The organism is Pseudomonas sp. Os17 (genome assembly GCF_001547895.1).
Taxonomy (GTDB): domain Bacteria; phylum Pseudomonadota; class Gammaproteobacteria; order Pseudomonadales; family Pseudomonadaceae; genus Aquipseudomonas.
Window position 1 is genome coordinate 2,356,322 of the sequence record NZ_AP014627.1, and the last position, 17,036, is coordinate 2,373,357.

Below are 17,036 nucleotides of genomic sequence, written 5' to 3' on the forward strand. Positions count from 1 at the left end.
AAAGGCGGGCGGTCAGTAGATGTCGAAGGCGAAGTAGCGGCTGGAGATCTGCTTGTAGGTGCCGTCGGCGACGATCGCGTCCAGGGCCTTGTTCAGGCGCTCGCGCAGGGCGTTGTCTTCCTTGCGCACGGCGATGGAAGCGTCGGCGGTGGTGCCGTTGACGTCACCGATGATCTTGCAGCAGTCCTTGCCGGCGCTTTCGGCCCACGCCAGCAGTGGGAATTTGTCGGCAATCACCCCGTCCACGCGTCCGGCGGCCAGGTCGCTGTTGGCTTCGTCCAGGGTCGGGTAGAACTTCACGTCGGCGCCGGCCGGGCCGTAGTGGTCCTCGGCGTAGATGGCCTGGGTCGAGGAGGCCTGGGCGCCCACGGTGCGGCCCTTGAAGTTGGTCTGGGCGTCGGTGATGTCCGAGTCCTTGGCCACGGCTACCGACAGCGGGGTGCGGTAGTAGTGGTTGCTGAAGGCGATCTTTTTCTTGCGCTCGTCGGTGGCGATCATCGAGGCCACCACGGCGTCGTATTTCTTCGCCAGCAGCGCCGGGATGATGCCTTCCCAGTCCTGGGCGACGATCTGGCACTCGACCTGCATCTGCTTGCACAGGGCGTTGGCGATGTCCACGTCGAAGCCGTGCAGCTGGTTGTTGGAGTCCACGTAGTTGAAGGGCGGGTAGGCGCCTTCGGTGGCGATCTTCAGGGTTTCGGCCTGGGCCGCGGAGGCGGCGAAGACCAGGGCGCAGGCACTGGCGAAGCGGACGACGTTGTTCATGGAGCACCTCGGTTATTTATTGTTTTGCGCGGGTGGACGATGTGTAGCCAACAAATTCGTTATGCAGGGCGGCCGTGGCTTCCAGGCGTTTTTCCACCTCGGGGCCCAGGTGCTTGCACACCTCGTTGATCAAGAGGTGAACCAGCGACAGCATGGCCGCGGTGGATTCCCAGAACAGGTTGAACTCGGTGGGCACGCGGAACACCTCGTCGGCGTTCTGCTCGGCCCAGTCGCAGAAGGTGTCGGTGACCAGGGTCACCGGAATCCCCGCCTCGCGGGCCTTGTGGCACAGGGTCAGGGCGTGGCGCGAATAGCGCCGGGCCTCGAACACCACCAGGGCGCAGTCTTCGGCGGGGCTGAGCAGTACGTCGGCGAAATGCCCGGCAGAGCCGTCCACCAGGTGCACGCCGTCGCGCAGGTATTGCAGCAGGTGGACCATGGAGGCGGCGATGCCGCGCTCGGTCTGGAACCCCGCCACGTACACCCGGCGCCGGCTGGCCAGGCGCTGGACCACGGTCTGCCAGGCCGGCGTCAGGCTGTATTCGTAGACCTTGACCAGCGCCGCCACTTCCAGCTCGAAACTGCGCGGCAGGCCCTGGGCCGCCGGGTTGGGCTGCTGGCGAAATTCCTGCAGGCGGTCGCCCACCAGCCACGGGCCTTCGCCGAGGTCGTTCTTCAGGTCGTTTTTCAGATCCTTGAAATGGCTGTAGCCGATGGCGCGGCAGAACCGGCCGACGCTGGATTCGCTGACGCCGAGTTTTTCGGCGATGTCGGCGGCGGTCTGGAAGGGCAGCTCGTAGAGGTTGGCCAGCATGTAGCTGGCAATCGCCCGGCCCGACGCGGTGGCGCTGGACAAGCTGCTTTCAAGGCGTTGTTTGATGGGCTGGCTCATGGCCGCTCCTTGTTTTTATTGACCGCTGGAAACGGAAAATGAAGGTTTTCTGTCATGAAGTCAACATTTGACAGTTAACTGGCGTGACGCGATAGTCAGGCCCCTTCCAATAACAATTCCAATGGAGCTGCAATGACCGACGCGAACCACGCGACCGTGGCGCAGGCTGATGCCGAGTACCTCGACCTGCCGGCCTTGACCGACTTGCTGCAACGGATTTTTCTTCGCCACGGCACCTCTGCCGAGGTGGCCCGGGTGCTGGCCGACAACTGCGCCCGCGCCGAGCGTGACGGCTCCCACAGCCACGGGGTGTTCCGCATCCCCGGTTACCTGTCGTCCCTGGCCAGTGGCTGGGTCAACGGTCAGGCCGTGCCGCAAGTGGAGGATGTGGCCCCCGGCGTGGTGGCGGTGGACGCCGGCGGCGGCTTTGCCCAGCCGGCCCTGGCCGCGGCCCGCGCGCTGCTGCTGAGCAAGGCCCGCAGCGCCGGGATCGCGGTGCTGGCGATTCGCAATTCCCACCACTTCGCGGCGCTGTGGCCGGATGTCGAGCCCTTCGCCGAAGAAGGCCTGGTGGCCCTGAGCCTGGTCAACAGCATGACCTGCGTGGTGCCCCATGGCGCCCAGCGCCCGCTGTTCGGCACCAACCCGATTGCCTTCGCCGCCCCCCGCGAGGGCGCCGAGCCCATCGTCTTCGACCTGGCCACCAGCGCCATCGCCCACGGTGATGTGCAGATCGCCAAGCGCCAGGGCCAGCAGCTGCCACCGGGCATGGGGGTGGACCGCGACGGCCAGCCCACTTGCGATCCGGCAGCGATTCTCGACGGCGGCGCCTTGCTGCCCTTTGGCGGGCACAAGGGCTCGGCGCTGTCGATGATGGTGGAGCTGCTGGCGGCGGCGCTGACTGGCGGCAACTTCTCCTTCGAGTTCGACTGGTCGCAACACCCCGGGGCGCAAACGCCGTGGACCGGACAACTGCTGATCGTCATCGACCCCAGCCACCTGGGCGGCGGGCATTTTGCCCAGCGCAGCGGCGAGCTGGTGCGGCAGATGCAGGCCGTGGGCCTGGAGCGTATGCCCGGCGACCGGCGCTACCGCACCCGGGCCAAATCGCTGGAGCACGGCATTCCCCTGGCCGCCGCCGAGCTGGCGCGGCTGCGCGCGCTCGCGGGCGACGATAAGACGGGCGACGACTGAACGGCCGACGACTTAAGGACTTCATCCCTTCGCACCCGGGGCCATGAGCCCTTGGTGTTACTCCAGGTAGTGGGCCCGGTAGCGGTCCGGTCGTGGATCAGATTTGCCGCTCCCTGCCAGCCCCTCCAAAGCACTGGCAATCTGCCTCCAAGGCAGCCTGTCAGTGCCCTGGGGCCCTTTCGATAATCGCCTCCGACATTTCGTCCCCCGTTTGCGGAGCGCGCCATGCATAACAATAAGAACTGCCAGTACCCTCTGATTCCGGCCCTGCTCGTCGGCCTGTCGACCCTTGGCCTGGGCACTGTCGCCGAAGCCGAGATCATGCTGTACGACAAGGACCAGACCACCTTTTCCACCGACGGCTACATCAACGCCTTCTACGTCAACAGCAAGGTCGACCGCTCCGGCGAGCAGTACGACCGCCGCCAGGCGCGGGTGAAGATGGGCTTTCTGCCCAACTACCTCGGCTTCAACATGGGCAAACAGGTGGACGACCTCAAGCTCGGCGCCCGGGCCTCGTTCTGGGTGACCATCAACGACAGCGAAACCAACGGCACCGACACCGCCATCGACGTGCGCCAGTTCTACGGCACCGTGGCCAACCCGGAGTGGGGCGAGGTGCTGATCGGTAAGGACTTCGGCCTGTTCGCCCGCTCCAACATCCTGCTCGATGAAATGCTCGCCGGGTACGGCCAGGTCAGCGACAGCCTGGGATTGGTGGACGGCGGCGGGGTGTCGTTCGGCAACATCGGCAGCGGTTATCCCTATCCCTTTCCGTCGTCGCAGATCACTTACCGCAGCCCGCTGATGGACGGCCTGCGGGTGGCGGTGGGCATCCTCGACCCGGTGGACACCAACGACAGCAGCGCCCTGGGCAAGGCCTACCAGAAGAACCCGCGCACCGAGAGCGAGATCACCTACCAGTTCGACCTGGGCGGGGCCAAGTTCTACAGCTGGCTCAACGGCAGCTACCAGACTTCCGACAACACCGACCCCAACGTGCAGTCGGTGACGTCCAAGGGCCTGGGCTATGGCCTGCAGGCCAAGATGGGCGGCCTGTCCCTGACCGGTTCCGGGTTCCAGGCCAAGGGCATCAACCCGTTCTTCACCAACAATGCCGGCGAAGCCACCTTGCGCAATGTCGACAGCAAAGGCTACCTGCTGCAGGGCTCGTACAAACTGGGCAAGAACCGCCTGGCACTGTCCTACGGCAAGACCAAGGACGACGGCAATGGCGTGGTCGGCAGCGGCGCCGATTACCAGACCCGGGGCGTGGCGCTGTTCCACGACATCAACGACAACCTCAAGCTGGTGGCCGAGTACAACCAGTTCGAGATCGACGGTCATCACACCAATGCGCAAAACGAAAACACCGACACCTTCGCCGTGGGTGCGGTGCTGACCTGGTAACCCCAGCGCCGGCCCTGGCGTGCGCATCGCGCCCGGGCCGGCGCCCCCTCCATTCCCCATATCTCCCGCATGTCCCGTAGGAGCCGGCTTGCCGGCGAAGAGGCCCTCAAGCCTTGCACCAGCCCGGATGACGCCTTCGCTGGCAAGCCAGCTCCTACGGAGGTCGCGCCGCGCATTCCCCGCCTATTTTCCGCATTGGCGCCTTCCCCGTAGGAGCCGGCTTGCCGGCGAAGAGGCCCTCAAGCCTTGCACCAGCCCGGATGACGCCTTCGCTGGCAAGCCAGCTCCTACGGAGGTCGCGCCGTGCATTCCCCGCCTATTTTCCGCATTGGCGCATTTCCTGTAGGAGCCGGCTTGCCGGCGAAGAGGCCCTCAAGCCTTGCACCAGCCCGGATGACGCCTTCGCTGGCAAGCCAGCTCCTACGGAGGTCGCGCCGCGCATTCCCCGCCTATTTTCCGCATTGGCGCCTTCCCCGTAGGAGCCGGCTTGCCGGCGAAGCGGCCCTCAAGCCTTGCACCAGCCCGGATGACGCCTTCGCTGGCAAGCCAGCTCCTACGCCCATGGAACCGGCTACCCGCTACCCAAGTAGCATTCGTGCCCCGGGGCCGGCTTCGTACACTCATTGCTCAGACAACCGGCGCCGGAGGCGACGATGCAGCAAGCCCAGAGCGAGGGCGTGGTCAGTGCCATGTCCCAGGCCGTCGATCCGCAGCAGGTGGCTCAGGACCTGGCCAGCCAGTTGCTGCATCCGCACCTGGGCTTCGTGCTGTTTTTCTGTTCCGCCGAATACCCCCTGCACACCCTCGGCCCGGCCCTGCAACAGAGCTTTGGCGGCATCCCCCTGGTGGGTTGCACCAGCGCCGGGGAAATCACCCCTCTGGGCTACGGGCGCAATTGCGTAACCGCCATCGGCTTCGATCACCGGCACTTTTCCATCGCCGCCGAGCTGATCGACCAGATGGAGCACTTCAGCCTGATCGACGCCCAGCAGATGGTCGAACGCCTGGTGGGCCGTTGCCGCAGCAACACCCTGGCGCCGATCAAGGGCAACAGCTTCGCCCTGACCCTGCTGGACGGCCTGTCGAGCCGCGAAGAAATGGTCCTGGCCGCCCTCAGCGCGGCCCTGGGGGACATTCCGCATTTCGGCGGTTCGGCCGGCGATGACAACTACCTGACCCACACCCACGTGTATTACGGCGGCGAGTTCCACAGCGGCGCGGCGGTGGTGGTGCTGGTCAACACCTGGCTGGATTTCGAGGTGTTCACCACCCACCACATCCAGCCCCGGGAAGAAAAACTGGTGGTCACCGGCGCCGACAGCGCCTCGCGCCGGGTCTATGAACTGAACGCGGAACCAGCCGCCGAGGAGTACGCACGGTTGATCGGCGTGCCCCTGGCGCAGCTCGACCATCGGGTGTTCGCCGCCCACCCGCTGGCGGTGCGCATCAACCAGCACTACTACGTGCGCGCGGTGCAGCAGGTGCACCCGGACCTGAGCCTGAGTTTCTACTGCGCGGTGGAGAACGGCATCGTCCTCACCGCCATGACCCCCGGCCCTTTGCTGCCCAACCTGCAACAGCTGTTCGACGGCTTGCAGCAGCGCCTGGGCAGCCTGTTGCTGACCATCGGCTGCGACTGCTTTTTGCGTCGCCTGGAGCTGGAGGATCGCGGCAGCCTGGATGAGATCGGGGCCTTTTTGCGGGATCAACGGGTGATGGGTTTCAACACCTACGGAGAACAGTTCAATGGCATGCACATCAACCAGACCTTCACCGGGGTCGCCATTGCCCGCAGTCGAACTCCGGCCCGCCGCTGAGCTGCAAGCGCAGCTCGACTGCCTGCAGCGCGAGAACCGCAAGCTGCGGCGGATCAACGAGGCGCTGATCGAACGGGTCGAATCCGGCATCACCCGCGGCAACGACCCTTATGCGGCGTTCCAGCATTCGGTGGTGCTGGCCGAGCAGGTGCGCGAACGCACCGACGCCCTGAACCAGGCCATGGCCGAGCTCAAGGCCGGCAACCATCTGCTCAGCGAGGCGCGGCTGCGGGCCGAGACGGCTCACCAGCACCTGATCGACGCCATCGAGAGCATTTCCGACGCCTTCGTGCTGTTCGATCAGGAGCAGCGCATCGTCCTGTTCAACAGCCGCTTTCGCGCCTTCTGGACCCACGGCCGGGTGCGGATCATGGCCGGCATGCGCCTGTCGGAAGTGCGCCGACTGATGACCAGCACCGGGCTGTTCAGCGAGGAACCGCGCAGCGGCGCCGACGAACAACCGCTGTATCGCCTGCACAACGGCCGCTGGCTGCAGGTCAGCGAACGGCCGACCCGGGAGGGCGGGCGGGTGATCCTGTTCACCGACATCACCGAGGTCAAGCACAGCGAAACCCTGCGCCGGGAGCAGGCGGTGGCGCAAAAGTCCCACCTGCTGCAACGGGCGGTGGACAACCTGTCCCAGGGCGTGGCCATGGTCAGCGCCGAGGGCATTCTCGAACTGTGGAACCGGCGCTTCCTGGAGCTCAGCGGGTTGGCCCCGGTGGCCGCGCACCGCTTGTTTGCCGAAGTCATCGGCGACAGTGAGCTGAGCCTGCTGACCCCCGCCAGCCGCGACGGCAATGGCCGGGTGATCCACGAGTGTGAGCAACGTTTGAGCGACGGCCGGGTCCTGGAGATCCGCACCCATCCGCTACCCACCGGCGGTTTCGTCAACACCTTCACCGACATCACCGAGCGCTACCAGCACGCCGAGGCCCTGAGCGAGAGCGAACGCTGGATTCGCCTGATCACCGACCATGTGCCGGCGCTGATCGCCTACCTGAATGCCGACCTGGTGTACGAGTTCACCAACAAGGTCTACGAGGAGTGGTACTGCTGGCCCCGGGGCGTGATGCTCGGCCAGAGCCTGCGCGAGGTGCACAGCGAACAGCACTACCAGCGCCTGGAAAGCTATGTGGAGCGGGCCCTGGCGGGGGAGAGCGTGACCTTCGAATTCGCCGAAACCAACGTCAACAACCAGGAGCGCTACATGCTGCGCTCCTACGTGCCCAACCGCCTGGCCAATGGCGAAGTGGTGGGGATCTTCGTGCTGATCCGCGACATCACCGAACGCCGGCGCACCGCCGAGGCCTTGCATCAGGCCTACCAGAACCTGGAACTGCGGGTGCGCGAACGCACCGCCGAACTGACCACCCTCAACCAGCAGCTGCTGCGCGAGATCGAAGAGCGCAGCCGGGTCGAGTCGCGGCTGCGCGAGGCCAAGAGCGAGGCCGAGCGGGCCAACCTGTCGAAGACCAAGTTCCTCGCCGCGGTCAGCCATGACCTGCTGCAACCCCTGAACGCCGCGCGGCTGTTCACCAGCGCCTTGCTGGAGCGCCGCGACCCCCAGGCCAGCAGCGCCCTGGTGCGCAATGTCAGCAACTCCCTGGAAGACGTGGAGAACCTGCTGGGCACCCTGGTGGACATCTCCAAGCTCGACGCCGGGGTGATCAAGGCCGATATCGCGCCTTTCGCCTTGAGCGAACTGTTGGAAAACCTTGCCGCCGAGTACGCCCAGGTGGCCCGCAGCGAAGGCCTGGAACTGCACTTCGTGGCCTGCTCGGCCCTGGTGCGCAGCGACATCCAGCTGCTGGCGCGAATCCTTCGCAACCTGCTGAGCAACGCCATCCGCTACACCCGTCAGGGCCGGGTGGTGCTGGGCTGCCGGCGCCAGGGGCACTGGCTGTCGATCGAAGTCTGGGACAGTGGCATGGGCATCGCCGCCGAACGCCTGGAAGAAATCTTCCAGGAATTCAAGCGCGGCGAAGAACAGCGCCCGGACCAGGATCGCGGCCTGGGCCTGGGGCTGGCCATCGTCGAGAAGATTGCCGGGATCCTCGGCCACCGCATCGGCGTGCGCTCCTGGCCGGGACGTGGCTCGGTGTTCAGCGTGCAGGTGCCGATCAGCGCCAGCGCGCCCTTGCCGGCGCCGCGCCCGGAGCTGGGCGACGCGCTGCTGGAGCGTTTGCACGGCGCGCGGATCTGGGTGCTGGATAACGACGCGGCGATCTGCGCCGGCATGCGCACCCTGCTCGAAGGCTGGGGCTGCCAGGTGATCACCGCCTTGTCCGAAGAAGACCTGGCGCGCCAGGTCGACGACTACCGCGCCGACGCCGACCTGCTGATTGCCGACTACCACCTGGACCACCAGCAGAACGGCATCGACGCCGTGGCCCGGATCAACGCCCGCCGTGCCCTGGCGATCCCGGCGATGATGATCACCGCCAACTACAGCAACGACCTCAAACAGCAACTGCGGCAGCTGGGCCACACCCTGATGCACAAACCGGTGCGCCCGATGAAACTCAAGACCGCCATCAGCCACCTGCTGACGCCCCCCCTGTAGCCGCTGCCGCAGGCTGCGCCCGGCTCCGCAGGAGACGCCAACCCTGGCAACGCGGTCCGCCAGAACAACCCGCGTGCCCCGATTCACCGCCACGGGGTTGGTCGCGATGGATGCGCCGGTCTTCAGAATCGCTGGAAGGGCCTTCGGCCCTTGTCGCAGCCTCGCCGAAGGCTCGGCAGCGGCTACAGGGGTTAGCGGCGCAGGTAGGCGCCGAAATCGATATCCCCGGCACTGAGGATTGCTTGCACCCGGTTGTGCACGTTGAGCTTGCGCAGGATCGCCGAGACGTGGGCCTTCACTGTGGTTTCGGCAATGTCCAGGGTGTAGGCGATCTGTTTGTTGGACTCGCCCTTGGTCATGCGTTCCAGCACCAGGAGCTGTTTGCGGGTCAGGGCCTGGAGCAGTTCCGGGGGGAAGCTCGGGGTCTCGCTGCTGCGGCGTCCCGGCTGGCTTTTCTGGGTGCGGATGATGTCCGGCGGCAGGTACACGTTGCCGTTGAGGATCTGTTCGATGGCCTCGGTCATCTGCGAGCGCGCCGAGGATTTGGTGATGAAGCCGACGGCGCCGTAGGTGATGGCCTGGAGGACGATTTGCTTGTCCTGCTCGGCGGAGACGATCACCACCGGAATGGTCGGCGCTTCGTTGCGCAGGGTGATCAGGCCGTTGAGGCCGTGCATGCCAGGCATGTTCAGGTCCAGCAGGATCAGGTCGAGGTCGTCGTGCTCCTGGGTCAGGGCCAGGGCGCTGTCCAGGTCGGCGGTTTCCATCACCTCGCTGCCGGGAAATCCGTCGCTGATGACGTTGTGAATGGCTTCGCGAAACAGTGGGTGATCGTCGGCTATCAGAATTTTATACATGGCCTTTCACCTCGTTATTGTGATTGTGCGGGGGCGCGCTGGCGGCTTCAGGGAAAGGCTTCCGGCTGGGCCGCCACCACGGGCAAGCCGGCGGCCTCCCAGGCGTCCAGGCCGTCGCGATACCAGTAGAGGGAGGTATAGCCCAGGGCTGCGGCGCGTTTTACCGCGTTCCAGCTCAGCCAGCAATCGGCGCGGCAATAAAAGACCAGCGGTCGTTGCAGGTTGCCGGCGCTGAGCTGCTGCAGGTAGCGGCTGAAGTAGCCTTGCCACTCGGGGCTCAGCTCGCCGTCGCCGGTATTGGCCAGCCAGTGGCTGCCGGGCAGGTTGGCGTGGGGCTCGCTGTCGATGAAGCGGCCTTGCAGCCATTGCCGGCGATAGACGTCGATCAGCAGGGGTTTGGGTTGCGCCTGGAGCAGGGCCTGCAAACCCTGGGTGTCGATGATCTGCGCGACCTCGATCTGCGTGGGCGTCGGGCTGCGGTAGAGGCTGGTGCGATAGCCGTCGGCGGAAAACAGCGGCGTCTCGGCCTGGGCCATTCCCAGGGTCAGGCTCAGGGACAGCAGGGCCAGGGTCTGCAGGGCACGGGGCATAAGGGGGTTGTCCTTCTTGTTATGCGCCCATTACATGCCAGCGCGGGTGCATTTGTGAATGCGACCATCGACAGCAAAAGCAGTACCAAAGTCGTAGGTCCTGGCTGGGTGACGCTCTTGTAGTTGTCTGTAGCCGCTGCCGCAGGCTGCGAACGGCTTGGGCGGCATTCCGACGGAGGAGACGCCAGACCTGCCGACGCGGTCCAGCAGGACAGTCCACCGGGTTCTCTTCACAGCTGTGTGCCGGTCTTTGTATCGCTGGAAGGTCCTGCGGCCCTTGTCGCAGCCTCGCCCAAGGCTCGGCAGCGGCTACAGAGGCTCTTTATCTGGAGATGTTTAGGCGGTGCTTTTGCGCAGGGCGGCGTGTTGCGGGTTGAAGGTCAGTACCGCCAGCAGGGAGAACACCAGGGTCAGGCCCAGGCACACCGCCAGGGCCAGGAGGTTGAGGCGTTGATACAGGGCGAAGCGCACCAGCTCCACGGCGTGGGTGAAGGGGTTGAGGGCGCACAGCCAGTACAGCCAGGGGCTGGCTTCGAGCATCTTCCACAGCGGGTACAGCGCCGAGGACAGGAAGAACAGCGGGAAGATCACGAAGTTCATCACCCCGGCAAAGTTCTCCAGTTGGCGGATGGCGTTGGACAGCAGCAACCCCAGGGCGCTGAGCATCAGGGCCACCAGCAGCAACGCCGGCAGCGCCGCCAGCAGGCCCATGGCCGGCGGCTGCACGCCATACAGCCAGGCCACGGCGAGGAAGGCGTAGACCTGCAGCAGCGAGATCAGCGAGGTGGCCAGCAGCTTGCTGGCCAGCAGGAAGGCCCGGGGCAGGGGACTGGTGAGCAGCACGCGCATGCTACCCATTTCCCGGTCGTAGACCATCGACAGCGAGCCCTGCATGCCGTTGAACAGCAGGATCATGCAGGCCAGCCCCGGGACGATGTAGACCTCGTAGGGAATGTAGGTGCTGTAGGGCTCGATGATGGCGATGCCCAGGGCCGCGCGAAAGCCGGCGGCGAACACCAGCAGCCACAGCAGAGGCCGCACCAGGGCGCTGAGAAAGCGTGTGCGCTGCAGCACGAAGCGCAGCCATTCGCGCAGCACGATGCCGCGCAGGCACTGCCAGTAGGCGTTCATGCGAGTGGTTCTCCGATCGGCGCCGGGCGCGGCTGGGGATTCTGGGTCAGGCGGGCGAAGGCCGTGCTCAGATCGCCGCCCTGTTGCTGGCTGATGGCGCTGGCCACGCCACTGGCCACCAGGCGCCCCTGATGCAGGATCAGCAACTGGTCGTCGGCCTGCACTTCATCCAGCAGGTGGGTGGTCCACAGCACGCTCAGGCGCTGCTCCTGGCACAGCTGGCGAATGTGTCGGTTGAGGGCCAGGCGGCTGGCCGGGTCGAGGCCGGCGCTGGCTTCATCGAGCAGCAGCAGGCGCGGTTCATGCAGCAGGGCGCGGGCGATTTCCACCCGCCGGCGGTGGCCGCCATTGAGGGCGCGCACGCTCTCCCGGCGCCGTTCGGTGAGGCCCTGGCGCGCCAGTTCGGCGTCGATCCGCGCCTGGCCCTGGCGCCGCGACAAACCGTGCAGCGCGGCGTGGTAGTGCAGGTTCTGCTCAACGCTCAGGTCCAGGTCCAGGGTGCTTTGCTGGAACACCACGCCGAGCTGGCGCAGGGCGGCCCGGGCGGCGTTGCGCAGGGAGCAGCCGCCGACGCGGATGTCGCCCTGCTGCAGGTCGTAGAGCCTTGTGAGCAGGGCGATCAGGGTCGACTTGCCGGCGCCGTTGGGCCCCAGCAGGGCAGCAAAGCGCCCGGGAGCCAGGCTCAGGCTGACCTGATCGAGGGCCTGGCGCGGGCCGTAGGCGAAGCTCAGCTGGCTGACCTCCAAAGCGTTCATGGGGTCACCACCACGCCCCAGGGATAGCGCCCGACCTTCACCGACTTGAGCACCTTGAGGCTGTTGACATCGATCACCGAGACATCGCCGCTGACCCCGTTGGTGGCCAGCAGCTGGCTCTGGTCCGGGGTGAATGCCAGCTGCCAGACCCGCCGCCCCACCAGCAGGTAGTCGAGGATCTCGTAGGTCTTGGCGTCGATCACCGCCACATGGTTGGCCGGGCCCAGGGCGACGAAGGCGTACTTGCCGTCGGCGCTGAGCTTGATGCCCACCGGCTGCACCTTGTCCGGGTGCACGCCCTTGATCTTGAAGTTCAGGGTCTTGAGCACCTGGCGCGTGGCCACGTCGAGGATGGTCACGGTGCCGCCGATTTCCGCCGAGGCCCAAAGCCTTGAGCCGTCCTGGTTGAACTCGACGAAGCGCGGGCGCTGGTCCACCAGGGTGCTGTCGGCCAGGGTCTGGGTGCTGGTGTCGATCCAGTGCAGCATGTTGGTGGTTTCGCTGGTGTTGACCGCCCACTTGCCATCAGGGCTCACCGCCATGCCCTCGGGCTCGACCCCGACGTTGATCTGGCCGAGGACCTTGGCGGTCTCGGTGTCGATCACCGTGACCAGCGCATCGTCCTCGTTGGACACGTACAGCCAGCGGTTGTTGGGGTGCAGGGCGAACTGCTCGGGGTCCTTGCCGGACGGCAGCTCCTTGATGATCTTGCGGGTGGCCACGTCCATCACCTGGACCCGGTCCGAATCGCTGGCGCAGATGTACAGCAGCTTGTTGTCATGGGACAGCAGCAGCCCGCGCGGGCGCTGGCCCACCGGCAGGGTCTGGGTGACTTCCAGGGTCTGCAGGTCGATCAGGCTCAGGCTGTTGTCCTTTTCGTTGGAGACCCAGGCCGTGGCGGCCATGGCGTGCCCGGCAGCGAGCAGCAGGGCCGCGCAGAGGGCAGAGCGGCAGAGAAGAGGGCGGCGCATGGCGGATTCCTTGTTGTTGTGGTGATCGGATCAGGGGTAGCGGCAGGTTACTTCGGGGCGGTCGTAGCCCAGGCTGTCCATTTCGTTGAAGGGGTGCAGGAAACCGTCCTGGGGCGAGGTGCTGACCAGGGCTCGGGGTTGCACCAGGGGAATCGGTTGGCGCAGTTCGCCGTTCCACGGCCGGTAGCTGAGCTTGCGGCCCTTGAAGCCGTCCAGCGGCAGCTGATCGCTGAGCAGCAGCGCCTGCAAGGCCCGCGGGTCGGCCTGGCGCAGTTTGCTCACGGCGCTGGCGACGCTGCGCACGGCCATCCAGGCGGCGAAGTCGCGGTCGTTCATCCAGCGCCCGGCCTGGGCTTCGAAGCGTTTTTGCAATTGCGCGGCGCCGAAGGTCTCGACGCTCTTGTGCCAGCCGGTGGGGGTCAGGCCCTGGGTGCCGGCCACCGGGCGCGGGTACCAGGTCTGGTAGGGCAGGTATTCGCCGAAATCGCCGCGCTCGTCGGCCACCAGCACCACGTCGTATTCGGCGGTCTGGGTGAACAGCGGCATGTCGGCCTGGGCGCTGCGGCGCTGGTCGTTGTCGAAGCTCCAGGCTTTCTCGGCGACGATCTTCAGGCCGAAGCGCTGCATGGCCCGGCGCAAGGCGTCGGCGTAGGCGCGGTCGTCTTCGGTCTGGCCGACGATGAGCAAGGCCCGCTGCCATTTGCGCAGCACCATGAACTGCACCAGGGCGTCGGCCAGCATCGCCCGGCCGGGCAGGCTGTGCAGCACGTTGCCCAGGCACTGGCTGCTGCGCAGGGCATCGTCGGGGCTGCCGGCGTTGAACAAGAGGCTGTCGGGCAGGGCCGCCGACAACTCCCGCAGGCTGGCCGCCGGGGCATTCACCACGAACAGCCGCAGGCCCTGGTCGTGCTGGGCCCTGGCGGCTTGCAGCAGTGCCTCGGGGCTGTCGACGCTGGCGCTGTCGAGCTGGAACTGCTGCTTGAGAAAGCGCCCGGTGCTGTTGCTGTCGACAATCGCCAACTGGGCGCCTTGCAGACCGGCGTCGGCGGGCTCGGGGATGATGTTGGACAGCAGCGGGCCGGGGTCGGGGCGATAGCCCAGGTAGCCGATGCGCACCTGCAAGGGTTCCTCGCTGGCCTGGCTGGCGCTCAGGGGCAGCAGGAGCGAGGCCAGCACCAGCAGGCAAGTCGGGATAAGCGGGGCAGGCTTGTGCATAGGGCGCTCCACGGCAGGTGGCGCCAGCATAGGAACAGCGTCGGGGCGGGGAAATATGCAGAAAGTAGCGCCCGGGCAGTACCAAGGTAGTAACCCGGCGCGGGCGCGGCGGTCTTAGCATGGTCCCAGCGGCCTCGATCCTGGCCTGAATCTGCCCCGAACCCTGAGCCCGAACCTTGAGAGCGACGCCCATGCGCATCATCAAAGTGCTGCTCCTGCCCTTGCTGCTGATCCTCAGCCTGATCGGCGTCGATCGCCTGCACGGCCCGCGCCCGGTCGTGCCCCTGGCGGTGCCGCTGGTTCCGGGGCGCTAGGCATGTCGGCGCTGTGGCGGATCAACCTGTGGGTCACGGTGTTCTTTGCCGTGGTGACCCTGGCCTGCGCCGGCTTGCTGCTGCATCAGGCGGTGGCCGATGTCGAGCGTGAACTGCAGTCCGCCGAAGCGGTGGTGGAGTACTTGAGCGACAGCGCCGAGCGCAACCCGGCGGGCCTGCAACCGCATCTCACCCAGAGCCTGCGCCATGTGCGGGTGCACTGGCTGGGGCCGGACGAGGCGGCGCGCATGCCCGAGCAGGCCGGGCTGGACGCCTGGCTTGGCCGCCAGCTGTTCAGCGACCGCCGCCACAGCGCCCGCGAACTGGACCTGGGCGACGGCCGCCGGGTGCTGATCGCCGTGGACGCGCGGGATGAGATCGATGAAGTCTGGGATTCCCTGCAACAGCTGTTGAGCCTGTGCGGCCTGGCCCTGCTTTTGAGCCTGCTGACCATCCGCTGGGCAGTACGTCGGGGCATGGGCTTGCTGGATGATTTGCTGCGGGCCTTGCAGCAGGTGTCCGGCGGGCAACTGGCGGTGCGCCTGCGCGAGGCCGGCCTGCCGGAAGCGCGACAACTGGCCGGACACTTCAACCGCATGACCGCGACCCTGGAGCAGACCCGGGCCGACAACGCGCAACTGACCCAGGCCCTGCTGGCGGTGCAGGAGCGCGAACGCACCTACCTGGCGCAGACCCTGCACGACGACCTCGGGCAATACCTGGCGGGCATCCGCGCCCAGGTTTGCCTGCTGCGCATGGTCAGCGGCCAGCCCACGGTGGTGGAACACACGGCCCAGGCCCTGGAACTCAATTGCGAACGCTTGCAGCAGGGCTTTCGCGCCCTGGTGCAGGACCTGTACCCGGTGGTGCTGCAGCACCTGCCGCTGGCCGAAGCCTTCGGCCTGCTGGTGAGCCAATGGCAGGACAGCCAGGGCATCGACTGCCAATTGCGGGTCGGCGCCGACCTGCCGGCGTTGCCCGACGCCAGCAAGACCCACCTCTACCGTCTGCTGCAAGAGGCGCTGACCAACGTCGCGCGGCACGCCGGCGCCAGCCAGGTGCGGGTGCGCCTGCAACGCAGCGCCCGGGGCCTACGCCTGCTGGTGCGCGACAACGGATGCGGCGCACGCCAGCCCCAGCGCCCCGGCGTCGGCCTGCACTCGATGGCCGAACGGGCCCGCAGCCTGGGGGGCGAACTGCACATCCTCAGCCGTCCCGGCGCCGGTTGGGCGCTGGCCTTGAACATGCCCCTGAACATGCCCGTGGAGGCCTGATGAACATCTTGTTGGTGGATGACCACGCCGTGGTTCGCCAGGGTTACGCCAGCCTGCTGCGCGCGGTATTGCCGGCGATGCAGGTGCGCGAAGCGGCCAGCGGCGAAGAAGCCCTGACCCGGGTCGCTGAAGAAGTGCCGAACCTGGTGATCATGGATTTCGGCCTGCCGGGCATCAGCGGCCTGGAGACCACCCGCCGCCTGCGCCAGCGCCTGCCGCAACTGCGGGTGCTGTTTTTCAGCATGCACGACGAACTGCCCCTGGTGCGCCAGGCCCTGGAGGCCGGTGCCTCGGGCTACCTGACCAAGAACTCCGCACCCCAGGTGCTGATCGAAGCGGTGCACCGGGTGCTGGCCGGACACGCCTACATCGAACAGCCCCTGGCCACCCAACTGGCCTGCACCCCGGCGCAGAACGCCAGCGACCCGCGCTTGCAGAGCATGACCCAGCGCGAGCTGGAGATCTTCGTGATGCTGGCCAAGGGCACCCCGGCGCGGGTGATTGCCGAGCAGCTGTGCATCAGCGCCAAGACTGTGTCGAACCATTTGACCTTGCTCAAGAGCAAGCTGCAGGTCAGCTCCCATGCGGAGTTGGTGCATTTGGGGATTGATATGGGGGTGGTGCGGGTGGCGGGGTGAGGGGGGGCAGTTGGGGCTAGGGGATTGAGGGCGTATCCGTTGCAGAGGTTATGGCGGTTTCGCCCTGACTACGGAGATTGGGATGGAGTACATATCCGTTGCTGCGGGTGCGGCCACTTAGGGTTTCGCCCTTACGGCGAGTCCCTTTTTACAAACGCCGGAGTGCCGGCCCAGCAAAAAGGAACCAAAAACGCTTGCCCCTCCATGGGCCCCTCGCTGGGGCTCGGGGTTCCCTCTCTCCGGCATTGCTCCGGGGGCCCGCCACCAACCGGCCATCCATGGCCGGGTGGCGGCTAGCTCGGCATCCATGCCGAGCTGCCCCCTACGCAACGCCTGCGCTCGGCCGGCTGGGAAGGGGCCTGAAGATCAAGATCAAGATCAAAAGCCAAGTTGCGCAGGCCGGCTCCTTGTAGCCGCTGCCGAAGGCTGCGAACGAGCGCTCGCGCTCGCAAAACCAGGCGGCGCGATAGGTCAGGAATATCGGGGAGGCAGGTTTAGCGTCTCCTGCGGAGCCGGTCGCAGCCTGCGGCAGCGGCTACATGTAACGCGAACGGCAATGAAACAGGTCGGCCGGTAGGCCGCCGTCAGATGTTGATCTTGATCTGGTTTTTGATCTTCCTGCCCCCTTAGACACGATGGCCGAACGC

Annotated in this window: 15 protein-coding genes; 7 read left to right on the top strand and 8 right to left on the bottom strand. The window is 66.4% G+C overall.

From position 1 onward, the window contains the following. Window positions 1-12 precede the first annotated feature (12 nt). Both POS17_RS10675 and POS17_RS10680 read right to left on the bottom strand, forming a co-directional pair. Window positions 13-765 carry a transporter substrate-binding domain-containing protein gene (locus tag POS17_RS10675; RefSeq protein WP_060838505.1) on the bottom strand — a complete coding sequence of 251 codons (753 nt, stop codon included), beginning with the start codon at window positions 763-765 and terminating at the stop codon, window positions 13-15. Between the two features lie 16 nt (window positions 766-781). Further along, window positions 782-1,657 (bottom strand): MurR/RpiR family transcriptional regulator, encoded by an 876-nt coding sequence (locus POS17_RS10680; protein WP_060838506.1) that lies wholly within the window; start codon window positions 1,655-1,657, stop codon window positions 782-784. A 132-nt stretch (window positions 1,658-1,789) separates the two neighbouring features. Between POS17_RS10680 and POS17_RS10685 the strand changes: the two genes are divergently transcribed. The 4 genes from POS17_RS10685 to nahK all read left to right on the top strand — a co-directional run bounded on the left by POS17_RS10685 (window position 1,790) and on the right by nahK (window position 8,644). Next, window positions 1,790-2,851: an Ldh family oxidoreductase gene (locus POS17_RS10685; RefSeq protein ID WP_060838507.1), complete on the top strand. Its 1,062-nt coding sequence runs from the start codon at window positions 1,790-1,792 to the stop codon at window positions 2,849-2,851. Between the two features lie 225 nt (window positions 2,852-3,076). Further along, window positions 3,077-4,261 (top strand): porin, encoded by a 1,185-nt coding sequence (locus tag POS17_RS10690; protein WP_060838508.1) that lies wholly within the window; start codon window positions 3,077-3,079, stop codon window positions 4,259-4,261. Window positions 4,262-4,914: 653 nt separating this feature from the next. Further along, complete coding sequence (nosP, locus tag POS17_RS10695; RefSeq protein WP_060838509.1) at window positions 4,915-6,078, top strand: nitric oxide-sensing protein NosP; 1,164 nt, start codon at window positions 4,915-4,917, stop codon at window positions 6,076-6,078. Then, window positions 6,008-8,644 (top strand): hybrid sensor histidine kinase/response regulator NahK/ErcS', encoded by a 2,637-nt coding sequence (gene nahK, locus POS17_RS10700; RefSeq protein ID WP_060838510.1) that lies wholly within the window; start codon window positions 6,008-6,010, stop codon window positions 8,642-8,644. The genes nosP and nahK overlap by 71 nt, the downstream gene beginning before the upstream one ends. 191 nt (window positions 8,645-8,835) lie before the next feature. Here the strand turns inward: nahK and POS17_RS10705 are convergent, their stop codons facing one another. From POS17_RS10705 to POS17_RS10730, 6 genes are all read right to left on the bottom strand, one after another. Next, window positions 8,836-9,501 (bottom strand): response regulator transcription factor, encoded by a 666-nt coding sequence (locus POS17_RS10705; RefSeq protein WP_011060504.1) that lies wholly within the window; start codon window positions 9,499-9,501, stop codon window positions 8,836-8,838. A gap of 47 nt (window positions 9,502-9,548) precedes the next feature. Continuing rightward, window positions 9,549-10,091, bottom strand: coding sequence for a PQQ-dependent catabolism-associated CXXCW motif protein (locus tag POS17_RS10710; protein ID WP_060838511.1), 543 nt, complete (start codon window positions 10,089-10,091; stop codon window positions 9,549-9,551). 336 nt (window positions 10,092-10,427) lie between these two features. Then, complete coding sequence (locus tag POS17_RS10715; protein WP_060838512.1) at window positions 10,428-11,222, bottom strand: ABC transporter permease; 795 nt, start codon at window positions 11,220-11,222, stop codon at window positions 10,428-10,430. Next, complete coding sequence (locus tag POS17_RS10720; RefSeq protein ID WP_060838513.1) at window positions 11,219-11,977, bottom strand: ABC transporter ATP-binding protein; 759 nt, start codon at window positions 11,975-11,977, stop codon at window positions 11,219-11,221. Before POS17_RS10720 ends, POS17_RS10715 begins: the two co-directional genes overlap by 4 nt. Beyond that, entirely contained in the window at window positions 11,974-12,948 is a 975-nt protein-coding gene (locus POS17_RS10725) for a YVTN family beta-propeller repeat protein (RefSeq protein WP_060838514.1), read from the bottom strand. Before POS17_RS10725 ends, POS17_RS10720 begins: the two co-directional genes overlap by 4 nt. 30 nt (window positions 12,949-12,978) lie before the next feature. Beyond that, a complete protein-coding gene (locus POS17_RS10730; RefSeq protein ID WP_060838515.1) occupies window positions 12,979-14,163 on the bottom strand; it encodes an ABC transporter substrate-binding protein in 1,185 nt (394 codons plus the stop codon). Between the two features lie 191 nt (window positions 14,164-14,354). Between POS17_RS10730 and POS17_RS32435 the strand changes: the two genes are divergently transcribed. The 3 genes from POS17_RS32435 to POS17_RS10740 are packed head-to-tail and all read left to right on the top strand — an operon-like array spanning window position 14,355 to window position 16,389. After that, window positions 14,355-14,477 carry a hypothetical protein gene (locus POS17_RS32435; protein ID WP_019092738.1) on the top strand — a complete coding sequence of 41 codons (123 nt, stop codon included), beginning with the start codon at window positions 14,355-14,357 and terminating at the stop codon, window positions 14,475-14,477. Window positions 14,478-14,479: 2 nt separating this feature from the next. Beyond that, complete coding sequence (locus POS17_RS10735; protein ID WP_060838516.1) at window positions 14,480-15,751, top strand: sensor histidine kinase; 1,272 nt, start codon at window positions 14,480-14,482, stop codon at window positions 15,749-15,751. Further along, window positions 15,751-16,389 (top strand): response regulator, encoded by a 639-nt coding sequence (locus POS17_RS10740; RefSeq protein ID WP_060838517.1) that lies wholly within the window; start codon window positions 15,751-15,753, stop codon window positions 16,387-16,389. Before POS17_RS10735 ends, POS17_RS10740 begins: the two co-directional genes overlap by 1 nt. The last annotated feature ends 647 nt before the right edge of the window (window positions 16,390-17,036 follow it).